Consider the following 15,322-nt stretch of genomic DNA (forward strand, 5'->3'; position numbering starts at 1 on the left):
CGAAACGCCAAGGGAGGCAGCTCATGGATGACCTGCAGGATGCCGTCTCCCGGCGCCGGACGTTCGCGATCATCGCGCACCCCGACGCCGGCAAGACGACCCTGACCGAGAAGCTTCTGCTGTTCGGTGGTGCGATCCAGCTCGCCGGCGCCGTCAAGGCGCGCGGCGAGCAGCGTCGCGCCCGGTCCGACTGGATGAAGGTGGAACGCGAGCGCGGGATCTCCGTGACCGCGTCCGTCATGAACTTCGATTATGACGACCGGACCTTCAACCTGGTGGACACGCCGGGCCACGAAGACTTCTCCGAAGACACCTACCGCACGCTGACAGCCGTCGACAGTGCCGTCATGGTGATCGATGCCGCCAAAGGCATCGAGAGCCAGACCCGCAAGCTGTTCGAGGTCTGCCGGCTGCGCGACGTGCCGATCATCACCTTCGTCAACAAGATGGACCGCGAGGCCCGCGACCCGTTCGAGCTGATCAGCGAGATCGAGGAGACGCTGGCGATCGACGTCACGCCGGCCAGTTGGCCGATCGGGTCCGGCCGGGACTTCCTCGGCTGCTACGACCTGCTGCGCGACCAGTTGATCCTGATGGACAAGCGCCAGGGCGATGTGGCGAGCCAGGGCATCAAGTGCGAAGGGCTGGACGACCCGAAGCTCGACGAGCTTCTGCCGGCCCATGCCGTCGCGACTCTCCGCGAGGAGGTCGAGATGGCGCGCGGCCTGTGCCCGGAATTCGATCTCGAGTCCTACCGTGCCGGCCACCTGACGCCGGTATTCTTCGGCAGCGCCATCAATAATTTCGGCGTCCAGGAACTCCTTCGGGGCCTGGGCGAGCTGGCGCCGCCGCCACGCCCGCAGCCGGCCGACGGCCGCAAGGTCGAACCGATCGAGCCGAAGGTTACGGGGTTCGTGTTCAAGGTCCAGGCCAACATGGATCCCAATCACCGCGACCGCATCGCCTTCTTCCGGCTGTGCTCCGGCCATTTCCGGCGCGGCGTCAAGCTGAAGCACATGCGCTCCGGCAAGCAGCTCGCCGTCAACAACGCGGTGCTGTTCCTGGCCCGCGACCGGGAACTGGCCGAGGATGCTTGGCCGGGCGACATCATCGGCATCCCGAACCACGGCTCGCTCCGGATCGGCGATACGCTGACCGAGGGCGAGGAACTGCGGTTCACCGGCGTGCCCAGCTTCGCGCCGGAACTGCTGCAAAGGGTCCGCCTGGACGATCCGATGCGGGTCAAGCATCTGCGGAAGGCGCTGGAGCATTTCGCGGAGGAGGGGGCGAGCCAAGTGTTCAAGCCCTTGCTCGGATCGGACTGGCTGGTCGGCGTGGTCGGTCAGCTCCAGTTCGAGGTGCTGGCGGCGCGGATCGAGGCCGAGTACGGCATTTCCGCCCGGTTCGAATCGGCCTCGGTCGATGCCGCCCGGTGGATCGAGTGCGAGGACCCGGTCGAGATGAAGCGCTTCGTCGACTCCAACCGCGCCAACCTCGCGGAGGATCATGACGGCGCGCTGGTCTTCCTCTCGCGCAACTCCTGGCACATGAACCGCACCCAGGATGACTTCCCCAAGGTGCAGTTCCTGAAGACCCGCGAGCAGAATCGCATCGTCCAGCAGGCCGCCGCGCAGTAAAGTTCTCGACAGACGCACGTAGGTGGCCGCTGATATTTACGAATACTTATCTGCGTCCATCTGCGTTCATCTGTGGATGATAATTTTTCCTGCCTTGTCCTGGGATGACCTGAGAGCGACAGCGGTGGCCGGTGATGACCCACGGCAACCGAAGGTTTTTCCTCCGGCAGATTATTCACCCTTTCATCGTCATGACCGGGCTTGACCCGGTCATCGCTTGCAGACTCCATCAGCGCCGCCGTGCGGAGAGATACCCGGATCAAGTCCGGGTATGACGAAGAGGGGCGCCTCTGCCCATAGCTCAGCCTTTTGACCATGACGAAAGGGAGAGCTTCTGCCCTTAGGCAAGGCTTTTTCGCATTGGGCAATCGCCGTGCCGCACGGCCGTGTGGATGACCCGGGCCGTATCTTTGCCCATCACCGTCATCTGTGGCAAAACAGCTGCCAGCCAATCCAACGGCAAGGTTCAGGCCGGCTCCAGCGCCTCGCGGGTGACCGGGGCGGCTTCTTCCCCGGTGCAGATGCAGTCCTTGCCGGACTGCTTCGCCACATACATGCGGTGGTCGGCGATCTCCACCAATTGGGTCGAGCTTTCCGGCGCCTCCGCGATGGCCTCGGCGATACCAATGCTGGCGGTCTGCGGCTTGCCGTCGGGTCGTACCCCCAGCCCGTCGGCGCGCAGGCGCCGGATCGCCGTCAGCGCGCCCGGCGTGTCGGTGTCGGGCATGACGATCAGGAATTCCTCCCCGCCCCAGCGGATGACCAGATCGCCCTGGCGCAGCCCCTTCAGCAGGGACTGCGCCGCGTCCCGCAGCACCCGATCTCCCTCCTCGTGGCCGAAGCGGTCGTTCACCTTCTTGAAATCGTCCAGGTCGACGAAGACCAGGGACAGCGGGCGCTGGTTTCGCCGGGCATTGCCGAACTGGAGGTTCAGCATCTCCTCGCCGATCCGCCGGGCATAGGCGCCGGTCAGCTTGTCGTGCGAGGACTGGTTGACCAGCGCCATCAGGAAATGGAGCTGGCTCATCGCCGCCAGCGTCGCGACGGAGGACAGCAGCAGCAGGAGCCACATGGCCCCGAGATAGGAGTTGAACGGGAAGATCGCCGAGCCGTAGACGCCGGCGGTCAGGTGGGCCAGCACCAGGGGCGTCGCGAAGATGATCCCTTCCACCGCCGTGATGGGAAAGACGCTGAGGCCGGCGCACATCACGAAGGGCAGGAAGGCGTAGCCCGCCGCTATCGCAGCCGCGGGACTGTCGGGATCGAACTGGTTGACCATCGGATGCGACGCGATGAAGAAGAGCGTCGGCACCAACAGGGGCCATGCCAGTGCCGTCCAGGCCTGCGTCATCCCTTCGCCGCCGCAGCCGACGGTTGCTAGGCCAGCGCGATTGGGAGTATACGAAATCGTGCGCCTTACAGGACGACGAGCATGTCTTCAATCACCAGTGCTGGACCAGAAGGTTACGAACACCAGCACTTAGCTACTGTTTGGGTAGCGCTTATGCTATGGCGGCACGCCGATTTGCGTGTCCTGCCAGAGGAAGGTGAGGATTTCCGGATCGAGTGCGGCATCCTGCCGGACGGAAACATCGACATTCAAGTGAAGCAGACACCTCAGCCGTTCACAATGCAGCGTTTAGCCGATATCCTAAGCCGGTTTGGCGACCGGCAGGCCAGAAGCTGTACGTTTAACAGATTGCTGGATTGTCAGCGGATTTTGGTGATTGTCGGCGGGTCTTGCCAATCGGACACGGAACGCTACCGCTGCAATACCGGTGAGTTTGACGCGAAGCCCGCGGTCTCGCCCGAGGCCGCACGCGGCATCATGTCAGCTTTATCCGCTGCGGGGACGCAGGTCAAAAATGACAGTTATCTTGACATTGCGCGACGAAAGCAACTTGCTAGCTTTAGCAACTTGATGGTCTCACAGGTACAGGAGGCTTTGCGTCGGGTATCAGTATGGGATCGGATTGATGAGCCATTCATCCGGCAGCGTTGCATCGATATGGTCACACGGTTGCGGATTCCGGTCGACCAAGCTGAGAACATCGTCAAAAAATTGGTAGCGGCTAGTAGGGAAGCGGCCAAAGACAAAGCGGACGTAATGCCGACGCTGCGGGGAATCATCGAAGATTGCCGAATCGATAGATACTGCGGCCGAGATCACATCGTTCGCGCTGATGAGCAGACCTTCTTTGAACGCTTATGTCGGGACTACGCCATCTTGTTGAGCGGTCCGCCTCGTTGCGGAAAGACAGAAATGGCGCGCGCTCTATTGGATTGTGCCGCCGATAAGGGTTATTTCACAAACATTTTTGACAACTCCCAAGAAGCGCGACAGTTCCTCAGCCAGGGCAGCCGGGGACATCGCGCTTGTTTGCTGGATGATCCACTCGGCACCCGCGGTGTTGTCAAAGACCAAGGTCAGGGTATGCGTGAACTACGCGCCGCTGTCGACGCGACGGGGCCAGGTCGGTTTTTAATCATCGCACAGAGTCGCGATGAACTGCTGTCTGCCAGTAGCGCTGACACCCTCGACCAATGCCGCCTGCCGAAGGCGCCCTGGCAAACGCTTAACGAATATCCGGCCGGGTTCCTTAGTCAAGTTTGGGCGAGCCTCAGGCGTGAGCGCCATCTACTGGACGCAAAGTCTGATGCCGTGGATAGTTTGCTCGCTAATGACGTTCAAGTTGAAGTCGGTGCTTTGGAACTGGTCGCCGCAAATCTTGACTTTTTGCCTGACGCTCCCACGCAGGATGACCTGTGGCGTGTGTTCCATCAGGAGGCAAGCGATCTGATTCATTACTTAGTTCATCGCCGGGGTGAGGACGTAGGCGACCTCATGCTCATCCTGGCAATTACAACCACCCCCCGCTTATCAGTCAATGAGCGAGAGATTGCTTTTATACTTTCTGATGACAAATACCTGCCGGGCCAGGGCTCGATATTTAGGATGACTATATCGTTCGGCAAGAATGGATACGAAAATCTAGAGCCTCCCAAGTACGATTCCCCTCCCTATTTGGATCATGCCACGATAAGGCTTCTTGATGATTTGGAGCAACGTCGCCTGATCAACGTGTCGGGATGTGATCTACAGTTCCGCCACTCCTACTACCGAGCAGCGGGCGAATGGTGGGGAAAAGGCATCGGGCGCCGTCGCGCCATGATTATCCTGTGGTGGGTCCGCAGGGGAATGTTCAGTGCCTCGCCCCGCACGTCTAGAGCCACAGCGTTCAACCTGCCGGTCCTGTTTAACATGCTGCGTGACGAGGCCATGCGGATTAATTTGTTGGACTTGGCGGCAGACGGTCTTGGCTGCCGCTATCCGGCGACAAGGGATCTTTGCCACCGTTTTCTTCTGTCCAACCAGAACGCACTCAGCAGCAATGCGCGCGACATGTTACAAGGAAGCGGCATCTACGATGACCGTCTATTTAGCTTCGAGTGGCTAGGTGGCGAAGCTTGGAGACCGGACCAGTGGTCGTTTGGCTCGTATGTCCATGGCGAAATAGAAGACATTCAGCCCGAAAGCGTCAACCGTGTCCTCGGGTGTCTTGCCGCTGGGATTGAGGCGGCACCTGCCAGTCAGGATGCCGCGCATGCAATACTCCATTTGGCACGTTATCCCATGAGACTGACTGCGGCAATGATGGAAAACCTCCTGAGCTACGATCTGAGCGCCATCCGTGCCGAGGCAGCCGATGTATGGCTGAAGGTGGAACGGACAGAGGATGCGCACATCCGGGATCGCATTTTCTCCGACCCAGCTCCGGTCGTAGCACATCGTTCTTTTCGCAGTGTGGCGAGGGCCTGGAGCAGTTACTCCGAGGACCGGCGTAAGCTTCTGGCGAAAGACATCGGCAACGCGGCTGGGAGCACTTTCCTTTCGGCAAACGCTTTCATGCAGACAATGAGCAAGTTCGACCGGCCGCACGACTTCATGGCGAACCCACCGTGGGACTTGTTCGCTCAGACATTGCCTGCTGCAATGCGGGGCTTGGGTGAGACACAGACGTTCGATACGACGAGCCTTTGGGCGACCATCTACAACGATGCATTGCCGCATCTATCCTGTCATGACATCGTGAGCATCTGCACCGCTTGGTCTGAAGTTCTGCTGGGCTGGTCGGATAACACCTTCCGTGACTATGACTTTTCCGGGATTGTACCCGTGTTAGTGAAGGGCACTGATAGTGAGCCGGAGCTACGCGCCGAATTAAGTCAGCTGCTTTTGAGGGCGATGAACACGCCCTTGCAGATCGTTCTTCTCAAAGATTATTTGGAGCAGTGGGACCTTCTGACGCAGGCGGAGAGGAATATCATCTCTGACCGGCTGACCGGCAATCATCCGGAAAAAATCTGGTATCAAGCTATTGCCCTGACCCGGGACAGAGTGCCGCCAGAGGTTCAGGAGTGGATCACAGGTGACCCCGCAATCTTGAAGCTTTCGCCGAAGGAACTACGCGCACAACTTGATACGGAACTATTCACCACCTGCGTGCAGGTGTATTCCGGGCAACTTTACCCTCTACCTTCGCTGGGTGTGAGAAGGAACGGGCGCGATGTATGGTGCCCGGTCATGGAACTGCTCAGGGGGAGTCCACATGACCGACACTTCCTTCTCGCCCTGGAGGAGGCCCTTGGCAGGCGGGATGATGCAGCCGTCAGGGCCAGTCTTCAGGTCGCAGAAGACGCTCAGCTCCAGAAATTATTCGAAATAATGCTGGCGCATGAGATCGACTATAGTGGCGGTTGGATGCCGAATGCGTGGGATGCTCTACTAACTCGGGCCAACAAACCAGATGTGCGTAAACAATGGTTGGACAAAATGGCCGAAGCGGCTCCAGCCATCATTGACGGCATTGACGAAGCACGGTATTGGTTGATCAATAAAGAATTTCGAGAGGAGTTCCTGGGCAACTTTTTGTCCGACCATGCTTTACTGATATTTATGGACATTCTTGATCAAATGTCTAAGCAGGATGGAGAAGAGTTTTTTGATATAATTAAAGCTTGTGAAAGATTCATTGGAGTGCAGGCGCCTAGACTGATTCACACATTTACAATCCTAGAACATGAACTAGCTCGGTTCGGGGCCGCTGCGGAGCCTCTACTTAGCAATTTGGAAACTTTGCGACGGAAAGCAGTTAGCGAAGCAAACCGAATCCGGGAAGAGGGGCGCCCGGCTCTCCGATTTGTTCAGGACTGGACGCGCCCTTCGATGCTTGATGGTGCGATCTGACAATCCAGGAATTTATAGTATAAGATTTTATAGTCTTAATCGCATTACCTAAAGGCCGTTTCGTGCTGTTCAGGTGTATAATCAGTCGGACGGGCAGAGCAATTTAACAGTCAAAAGCTCGGCGTGTTGATTTTGGATGTTGTATTGTTTTATACAACCTACGGCCCGTACTCATGGGATCCAAGCATTTATCTTGTGCCACGGTTCAAGCCGACTCCAGTTCCTCGCGGGTGACCGGGGCGGCTTCTTCCCCGGTGCAGATGCAGTCCTTGCCGGACTGCTTCGCCACATACATGCGGTGGTCGGCGATCTCCACCAATTGGGTCGAGCTTTCCGGCGCCTCCGCGATGGCCTCGGCGATACCAATGCTGGCGGTCTGCGGCTTGCCGTCGGGTCGTACCCCCAGCCCGTCGGCGCGCAGGCGCCGGATCGCCGTCAGCGCGCCCGGCGTGTCGGTGTCGGGCATGACGATCAGGAACTCCTCCCCGCCCCAGCGGATGACAAGGTCGCCCTGGCGCAGCCCCTTCAGCAGGGACTGGGCCGCGTCGCGCAGAACGCGATCGCCCTCCTCGTGGCCGAAGCGGTCGTTCACCTTCTTGAAATCGTCCAGGTCGACGAAGACCAGGGACAGCGGGCGCTGGTTCCGCCGGGCGTTGCCGAACTGGAGGTTCAGCATCTCCTCCCCGATCCGCCGGGCATAGGCGCCGGTCAGCTTGTCGTGGGAGGACTGGTTGACCAGCGCCATCAGGAAATGGAGTTGGCTCATCGCCGCCAGCGTCGCGACGGAGGACAGCAGCAGCAGGAGCCACATGGCCCCGAGATAGGAGTTGAACGGGAAGATCGCCGAGCCGTAGACGCCGGCGGTCAGGTGGGCCAGCACCAGGGGCGTCGCGAAGATGATCCCTTCCACCGCCGTGATGGGAAAGACGCTGAGGCCGGCGCACATCACGAAGGGCAGGAAGGCGTAGCCCGCCGCTATCGCAGCCGCGGGACTGTCGGGATCGAACTGGTTGACCATCGGATGCGACGCGATGAAGAAGAGCGTCGGCACCGACAGGAGCCATGTCAGCGCCGTCCAGGCCTGCTTCATCCCCTCGCCGCCGCGGTAGTAAAGCGCCAGCGCGCCGAAAGCGACGCTCGCCGCGATCCTCAGGGCCGCCAGGTAACCCCATTCGGGCCAGGCGAACAGGTACATGTCGATGGCGATCCAGAGCGGCGTCAGGATCGAGAAGACGCCGGCGACGATCCGGGCCCGTGAAACGATCAGGGCGGCCCGCCGCCGCTGTATCACCGGCGAGTGACCCCCGGGCTGGATCAGGTCATGGACCTGCGCCAGCGAGAGATCACCGTCGATATTCGCCAACGTTTTGTCGGCTAAACGAACCAATATATCTGAAAGTGTTTGTTTCACGCCTTTTCCCGCAAGGCTTTAATCTATTTTGCGGGAATATACTAAAACAAGTCCTACATTGGTAGGGTTTTTCAATCCGCGAGAGGTTCGACGTCCACCTGGACGCTCAGGGTGTGGCCCCAGCCGCCCAGGATCACGCCTCTCACGGGACTGACGTCGTCATAGTCGCGGCCCCAGGCGAGCGTGATGTAGTCGGCGTCCACCGGCTTGTCGTTGGTCGGGTCCAGGTCCACCCAGCCGGTCTCCGCCCCGCACCAGACGGAGAACCAGGCGTGCGACATGTCGGCACCGACCAGCCGGGGACGGCCCGGCGGCGGGTGGGTGCGCAGATAGCCGCTGACATAGCGGGCCGGAAGGCCGAGCGACCGCAGGCAGCCGACGCCGAGATGGGCGAAGTCCTGGCAGACGCCGCGCCGGTGGGCGAGCACGTCCGCCAGCGGCGTCGCGACCGTCGTCGCGGTCGAATCGAAGGTGAAATCGTCATGGATGCGGTGCATCAGGTCGAGCACCGCTTCGACGGTGGGCCGGCCCGGCGGGAAGGACGGTTCCGCATAGGCCGCGAGATCGGGCGACGCCTTCACCATCGCGCTGTCGAAAAGGAACTCGTTGGCCCCGATCGCGGCGGCCGACCGGGGTGCCCGGGCCGTTTCCCGGACATCCTCCCAGGGCGGGGCGGAGTCGTCTTCCAGCGGATCGGGCGGCGTAACCTCCAGCTCGACGACCGACTCGATCGTCAGCGACCGGTGGGGCTCCTGGACGGCGAAATACTCCGCCGGGTTGCCGAAATAATCCAGCCAAGCCTCCCGCAGCGCGGGTTCGGGCGTGATCGTCAGGGTGACCGACGAGCAGGCCTGGCGCGGGTTGTCCCGCGGGCCGAGATGGACGACGTGCTGGGAGACCGAGACCCCGTCGCCGTACTCGTAACTGGTCGTGTGCCGGGTGCGGTAGCGCACCGGCCGGGCGGCGGCGTCCTCGCGCGCGTCGGCGTCTTCGGGCGCGTCGGCGCTATCAGGCGGGGCGGGAGAAGGCATGGCTGAAATAGGCGTGGGCCAGCAGGTTGGAGATTTCCGGCAGCCTGTCGGCCAGGCTGTTGAGGGCGTTGCGCAACGCGAAGCGGTCGCGGATGATCTCCGGCTCGCGCAGGATCTCGCGGGTGTCCTCGATCAGGCGGATCGCCGCCGTGATCGGGCTCTGGTTGACCCGCAGGTTGACCACCGGCGGGCGCGGTAGGGCCGCCAGGTGCCGGGCCAGGTGCGACAGCTGATAGGCGAGCGCCCGCGGGTTCGTCTCGTCGCACAGCAGCAGGTACAGTACCGGCGTCCGCTGGGCGGTCGTGTAGTAGCGTTCCCGGTAGGTCATGAAGCTCTCGCCGAGCTCCAGCAGGACCTCCAGCACCGCCGGATCGTCGCCGGCGGCGTCGCAGATCCGGGTGCCGCGCATCAGCGCCAGGCTGTTGATCCCGCGTTCCAGCCGCCGCCCGATGTCCAGGAACCGCCAGCCCGGGCCGCGCGTCATGCTTTCCTGCTCCAGTCCGGCGAGCGCCGCGAGCGTGGTGATCAGGTCGTCCAGCCGCAGCAGCATCGCCGTGTCGATCCGCGCCCGGGCCGAAGTCGGCTCGCACTGGCGGTCGAGCTGGGAGATCACGCGCCACATATCGAGCGACAGGCGGTCGCGTACGCCGGCGGCGGTGCGGTGAAGCCGCTGGATGTTGGCGCGCAGGCTGTTGGGGTGCCCGCCGTCGAACACCGCTCCCTGGAGGGCTTGGCGCAGGCCCCGCCCGGTACCGCTTTCCGCCATGTCGGCCAGGTCGCGGGGCACCATGCCGGTCCAGTCCATCAGCCGCATCAGCGGCACCAGCTCGTCGCCGCCGCCGGGCCGGGTCCCGTCGGACAGGCGCGTGTAGACCCCGCGCAGGATGCGTAGCGTGCTTTCCGAGCGCTCGGCGTAGCGGCCGAGCCAGAACAGCCCGTCGGCGACGCGCGACGGCAGGTCGCCGCTCTGCGGCTTGACGTCCACGTCGCGCGCGGCGACGGTGCGCGGCTCGGTGCTGCGGACCTCCGCCGGGACGCCCTGGGGACGGGGCGGCGCGGGGCGGCCTTCCGCCGGGCCGCGGGCCATCACCCAGGTATCCTTGCTGCCGCCGCCGCGCTGCATCGACACGATCAGCCGGCCGGCGGTCGCCGACATGCGGGTCAGCCCGCCGGGCATCACCGTGTAGCCGCCGTCGGGCCTCGCCGCGAGGAAGACCCTCATCACCAGCGGGCGGGGCTGCAGGGCGCCGTCGATCCAGGTCGGCACCGTGGAAAGCCCGAGCTGCTCCTGGCCGATGAAGTCGGCCGGGCGGGCGCGCAGCCGGGCGATCAGGTCCTGGCGTTCCTGCCGGGTGAGGGACGAGCCGAACACCGGCTCGGAGCCGAGATGCGCGAAGGCCGGCTTGATCACCAGGCGATCGAGATGCTCGACCACGTAGGTCCGCTCCTCCTCCTGGCCGCACCACCACATGGCGACGCCGGGGATCTTCAGCTCCTCGCCCAGCAGGTGGCGGCACAGCATCGGCAGGAACGGCTTGAACGACAGCGACTCGATCAGCCCGGTGCCCAGCGCGTTGGCGACCGTCACGGTCCCGGCGCGGACCGCCTGGACCAGCCCGGCGACGCCCAGCGAACTGTCCGCGCGCAGTTCCAGCGGATCGCAATAGTCGTCGTCCAGCCGGCGCAGGATCACGTCCACCGGTTCCAGGCCGCTCAGGGTCTTCAGGAACACCTGGCGGTCGCGAACCGTCAGGTCGCCGCCTTCCACCAGCGTGATGCCCAGGTGGCGGGCCAGGTAGGCGTGCTCGAAATAGGTCTCGTTGTAGGGGCCGGGCGTCAGCAGGACGATGCGCGGATCGCGGGTCGGGCGGGGCGCCAGCCGGACCAGCATCTCGCGCAGCGCCGTGAAGAAGGGACCCAGCGTGCGGACGTTGCAGTCCTTGAAGGCGTCGGTCAGGACCCGGCTGACCACCGCGCGGTTCTCCAGCGCGTAGCCGGCGCCGCTCGGGGTCTGGGTCCGGTCGCCCAGCACCCACCAGCGGCCGTCGGGCGCCCGTGCCAGGTCGGCGGCGTAGAGGTGCAGGAACACCCCGCCGGTCGGCACGGCGCCGTGGCAGGCCCGCTGGAAGCCGCGGTCGGAATAGAGCAGCGCCGCGGGCAGGCGGCCGGACCGGATCAGGTCCTGGGGGCCGTACAGGTCGGCCAGCATGGCGTTGAGCAGGGTCGCGCGCTGGATCAGCCCGGCTTCGATCGCGTCCCATTCCTCCGCCGGGATCAGCAGCGGGATCATGTCGAGCGGCCAGGGTCGCTCCATGCCCTGGGGATCGCCGTAAATGTTGTAGGTGACGCCGTTCTGGTGGAGCAGGCGGCGCGCCGCCTCCCACCGCTCGGCCATCAGCGACGGGTCGAGGGCGCCCAGCGCTCCCATGAAGCGCTGCCAGTGCGGCCGCAGCCGTCCGCCCCCGGTGACCATCTCGTCATAGACCGGGCCGGTGCCGTATTGGAGCGCGTGCGCGTCGCCGAACAGGGAACCCTGCTCGGCGACGGCGCGGCGGCCTTCTTGTTCCAGTGCTTCCGTGTCAGCCAAGGCGCAGGTCGAGGGTCAAAGGAAACTCCAGGTTTCGCCTTTCCGGCGGCGTCTCCATAGGACCCGGAGTGTGACCGAACGGGAAGAAGCGGGCAAGCCGCCGTCCTTCGGCCTCGTGGGCGTTAACCGGGAAAGTCTCGTGGTTCCGGCCTCCCGGATGGGCCACGTGGTACGAGCAGCCGCCCACCGAGCGGCCCGACCAGGTGTCCAGGATGTCGAACACCAGCGGGCTGTGGACCGGGATGGTCGGGTGCAGGCAGGACGGCGGCTGCCATGCCCGGTACCGCACGCCGGCCACGAATTCCCCGTCGACTCCCGTGGGATGGAGCGGAACCCGGCGGCCGTTGCAGACCACCGCGTGGCGCGACCCGACCATGCCGCCGATCTTCACCTGCACGCGCTCGACCGAACTGTCCACATACCGCACCGTGCCGCCGCCGCCGGGCTCCTCACCCAGGACGTGCCAGGGCTCCAGCGCCTGCCGGATCTCCATCAGCATGCCCCGATGCGCCACTTCGCCGCAGAGCGCGAAGCGGAAGTTAACATGCGGCGCGAACCATTCGTCCTGGATGGCGTAGCCATGGTCGCGCATGTCGGCCAGCACGTCCGACAGGTCTTGCTGGATGAAATGGGGCAGCATGAACTTGTCGGCCAGCTCGGTGCCCCAGCGCACCAGCCGGTTCTTGTACGGGGTCTTCCAGAAGCGGGCGATCATGGCGCGCATCAGGAGCTGCTGGGTCAGGCTCATCTGGGCGTGCGGCGGCATCTCGAAGGCGCGGAATTCCACCAGCCCCAGCCGGCCGCTGCTGCTGTCCGGCGAGTAGAGCTTGTCGATGCAGAACTCCGCCCGATGGGTGTTGCCCTGCATGTCGGTCAGCAGGTGGCGCAGGACCCGGTCGATCAGCCAGGGTGGGCACCAGCCGCCGGCCGCCGCCTGGTCGATCTGGTTGAACGCGATCTCCAGCTCGTACAGCGAGTCGTTCCGCGCCTCGTCGATCCGCGGCGCCTGGCTGGTCGGGCCGATGAACAGGCCGGAGAAGACGTAGGACAGGGACGGGTGGTTCTGCCAGTAGGTGATCAGGCTGCGCAGCAGGTCGGGCCGGCGCAGGAAAGGGCTGTCCGCCGGCGTGGCGCCGCCGACCACCACGTGGTTGCCGCCGCCGGTGCCGACATGCCGGCCGTCCAGCATGAACTTCTCGGTCCCCAGCCGGGCCTGCCGCGCCTCCTCGTAGAGGGCGAAGTTGTTCCGGACCAGCTCGTCCCAGGAATGGGACGGGTGGATGTTGACCTCGATCACGCCCGGGTCCGGGGTGACCGCCATGCTGTTGAGCCGGGGGTCGCGGGGCGGCTGGTAGCCTTCCAGGATCACCGGCATGTTCAGCTCGACCGCGGTGGCCTCGATCTCGGCGACCAGGGCCAGGTAATCCTCCAGCATGCCCATGGGCGGCATGAACAGGTAGAGCTTGCCGTCGCGCGCCTCGCAGCACAGGGCGGTCCGAACCACCCACCAGGCCGACTTGCCGGCTTCGGGGATCTCGGTCCTGACCTCGGCCATGGCCTGGTAGGCCTGGCGGCGCAGGGCTTCCGGCTTGGGCGGCTCCGCCGTGCGCTGGCGCAGCGGAACCGCGTGGGGGGCCAGCGGCGCGCGCTCGTCGAACGGGTCTTGCTCCCAGGAATAGGGATAGTCGCGCATGTCCACCCAAGGCAGGGAGCCCAGGGGCAGGCGGTAACCGAGCGCGCTGTCGCCCGGCGCCAGCAGCAGGCGTTCCTGGCGCAGCGGCCAGGTGCTGGACAGCCAGACCGGCCCCTTCTGGTCCATCCGCCGGTTGATCGGCAGGGCGAATCCGACCGGCTCGTTCAGGCCGCGCTGGAACACCTTGGCCAGCCGCGCGCGCTCCTCCTTGTCCTCCAGCTTGCTGTCGAGCGGATCGACGTTGACCGGGAGCTGCTGTTCCTTCCGCAGGTAGTGCCAGGGATCCTCGTAGGCGGCGAGCACCAGGCTCGGCTCGATCCCCAGCCTCTTGGCGAGCGTCACCAGGAACAGGCCGGCCTCCTCCGTGCCGAAGCCGTAGTCCACGGTCTCCTTCGCCAGCAGGTCGGTGTTGGCCCACAGCGCGTCGCCGTCGCGCCGCCAGTAGATGCTGAGCGCCCAGCGCGGCAGGCTTTCGCCCGGATACCACTTGCCCTGGCCGTAATGGACGAGGCCGCCGGGGGCGAACCGGCGCATCAGGCGGTCCAGCAGGACGGCGGCGTATCGCCGCTTGGTCGGCCCGACCGCGGCGGTGTTCCACTCCGCCCCCTCCATGTCGTCGATCGACACGAAGGTCGGCTCGCCCCCCATGGTCAGCCGGACGTCGCCGTCGTTCAGCTCCTGGTCGATCCGGTGGCCCAGCGCCTCGATGGCGCCCCACTGGGTCTCGGTATAGGGCTTGGTGACCCGGGGGGCCTCGTAGATGCGGGTGATCGACATCTCGTGGCCGAACTCGACCTCGCACTCGTCCACCGCGCCGGTGATCGGGGCGGCGCTCGACGCGTCGGGGGTGCAGGCCAGGGGAATATGCCCCTCGCCGGCCAGCAGGCCGGAGGTCGGGTCGAGCCCGATCCAGCCGGCGCCGGGCAGGTAGACCTCGGTCCAGGCGTGCAGGTCGGTGAAGTCCACCTCGGTGCCGCTCGGCCCGTCCAGCGCCTTCTGGTCGGCGGTCAGCTGGATCAGGTAGCCGGACACGAAGCGCGCGGCGAGGCCCAGGTTGCGCAGGATCTGGACCATCAGCCAGGCGCTGTCGCGGCACGACCCGGTGCCCAGCTCAAGGGTCTCCTCCGGGGTCTGGATGCCGGGCTCCAGCCGGATGACGTAGCCGATCTCCTGCTGGAGCCGCTGGTTCAGCGCCACCACGAAGTTGACCGACTGCATCGGCTCGCGCGGGACCGACGCCAGCCAAGCCGCGAGCTTCGGGCCGACCTTCTCCGTCTCCATGTAGGGGCGCAGCTCGCGCTGCAGCCACGGCTCGTACTCCAGCGGCCACTGCTCGGCGCTGGGCTCCAGGAAGAAGTCGAACGGGTTGATCACCGAGATCTCGGCGACCAGGTCGACCTCGATCGACAGGATGTCGGTCTTCTCCGGAAAGACGAAGCGGGCCAGATAGTTGGACTGCGGGTCCTGCTGCCAATTGAGGAAGTGCTGCTTCGGCTCGACCTTCAGGGAGTAGCTGAGGATCGGCGTGCGGCAGTGGGGGGCGGGCCGGAGCCTGACGATTTGCGGTCCCAGCGACACCATCCGGTCATAGCGGTAGAAGGTCTTGTGATTGAGTGCGACGTGTATCGCCATGAACTCGCCTCGAATTTTTGGTGCAGGGCGCACCGGCTGCGACGCAGGAGGGGGGAACCGTCCGCCGGTCCGGCGTTCCGGCT

The 15,322-nt window shown here is 64.4% G+C and carries 7 protein-coding genes; 2 read left to right on the forward strand and 5 right to left on the reverse strand.

Features of this window, described 5'->3' with window-relative positions:
* The first annotated feature begins 23 nt into the window (after positions 1-23).
* A complete protein-coding gene (locus JL101_RS09530) occupies positions 24-1,637 on the forward strand; it encodes a peptide chain release factor 3 (protein ID WP_203103456.1) in 1,614 nt (537 codons plus the stop codon).
* A 466-nt stretch (positions 1,638-2,103) separates the two neighbouring features.
* Here the strand turns inward: JL101_RS09530 and JL101_RS09535 are convergent, their stop codons facing one another.
* Positions 2,104-2,988, reverse strand: a complete 885-nt coding sequence (locus tag JL101_RS09535) for a diguanylate cyclase (RefSeq protein WP_203103458.1) — start codon at positions 2,986-2,988, stop codon at positions 2,104-2,106.
* An 81-nt stretch (positions 2,989-3,069) separates the two neighbouring features.
* Between JL101_RS09535 and JL101_RS09540 the strand changes: the two genes are divergently transcribed.
* A complete protein-coding gene (locus tag JL101_RS09540; RefSeq protein ID WP_203103460.1) occupies positions 3,070-6,885 on the forward strand; it encodes an ATP-binding protein in 3,816 nt (1,271 codons plus the stop codon).
* 205 nt (positions 6,886-7,090) lie between these two features.
* Here JL101_RS09540 and JL101_RS09545 read toward each other — a convergent pair whose 3' ends face one another.
* The 4 genes from JL101_RS09545 to JL101_RS09560 all read right to left on the reverse strand — a co-directional run bounded on the left by JL101_RS09545 (position 7,091) and on the right by JL101_RS09560 (position 15,239).
* Positions 7,091-8,248 (reverse strand): diguanylate cyclase, encoded by a 1,158-nt coding sequence (locus JL101_RS09545; protein WP_211111306.1) that lies wholly within the window; start codon positions 8,246-8,248, stop codon positions 7,091-7,093.
* A 119-nt stretch (positions 8,249-8,367) separates the two neighbouring features.
* A complete protein-coding gene (locus tag JL101_RS09550) occupies positions 8,368-9,327 on the reverse strand; it encodes a transglutaminase family protein (protein WP_203103462.1) in 960 nt (319 codons plus the stop codon).
* Positions 9,305-11,914, reverse strand: coding sequence for a circularly permuted type 2 ATP-grasp protein (locus JL101_RS09555; RefSeq protein ID WP_228435380.1), 2,610 nt, complete (start codon positions 11,912-11,914; stop codon positions 9,305-9,307). The genes JL101_RS09550 and JL101_RS09555 overlap by 23 nt, the downstream gene beginning before the upstream one ends.
* A complete protein-coding gene (locus tag JL101_RS09560) occupies positions 11,907-15,239 on the reverse strand; it encodes a transglutaminase family protein (protein ID WP_203103464.1) in 3,333 nt (1,110 codons plus the stop codon). The genes JL101_RS09555 and JL101_RS09560 overlap by 8 nt, the downstream gene beginning before the upstream one ends.
* Between the last annotated feature and the right edge of the window lie 83 nt (positions 15,240-15,322).

The sequence above is a fragment of the Skermanella rosea genome (genome assembly GCF_016806835.2).
In the GTDB taxonomy this organism is placed as follows: Bacteria; Pseudomonadota; Alphaproteobacteria; order Azospirillales; family Azospirillaceae; genus Skermanella; species Skermanella rosea.

What these genes read in the sequence shown, in the direction of transcription:
- JL101_RS09540 (WP_203103460.1), top strand. Translation starts at nt 3,070, where the DNA reads ATGTCTTCAATCACCAGTGCTGGACCAGAAGGTTACGAACACCAGCAC.
- JL101_RS09535 (WP_203103458.1), bottom strand. Translation starts at nt 2,988, where the DNA reads ATGACGCAGGCCTGGACGGCACTGGCATGGCCCCTGTTGGTGCCGACG.
- JL101_RS09560 (WP_203103464.1), bottom strand. Translation starts at nt 15,239, where the DNA reads ATGGCGATACACGTCGCACTCAATCACAAGACCTTCTACCGCTATGAC.
- JL101_RS09530 (WP_203103456.1), top strand. Translation starts at nt 24, where the DNA reads ATGGATGACCTGCAGGATGCCGTCTCCCGGCGCCGGACGTTCGCGATC.
- JL101_RS09550 (WP_203103462.1), bottom strand. Translation starts at nt 9,327, where the DNA reads ATGCCTTCTCCCGCCCCGCCTGATAGCGCCGACGCGCCCGAAGACGCC.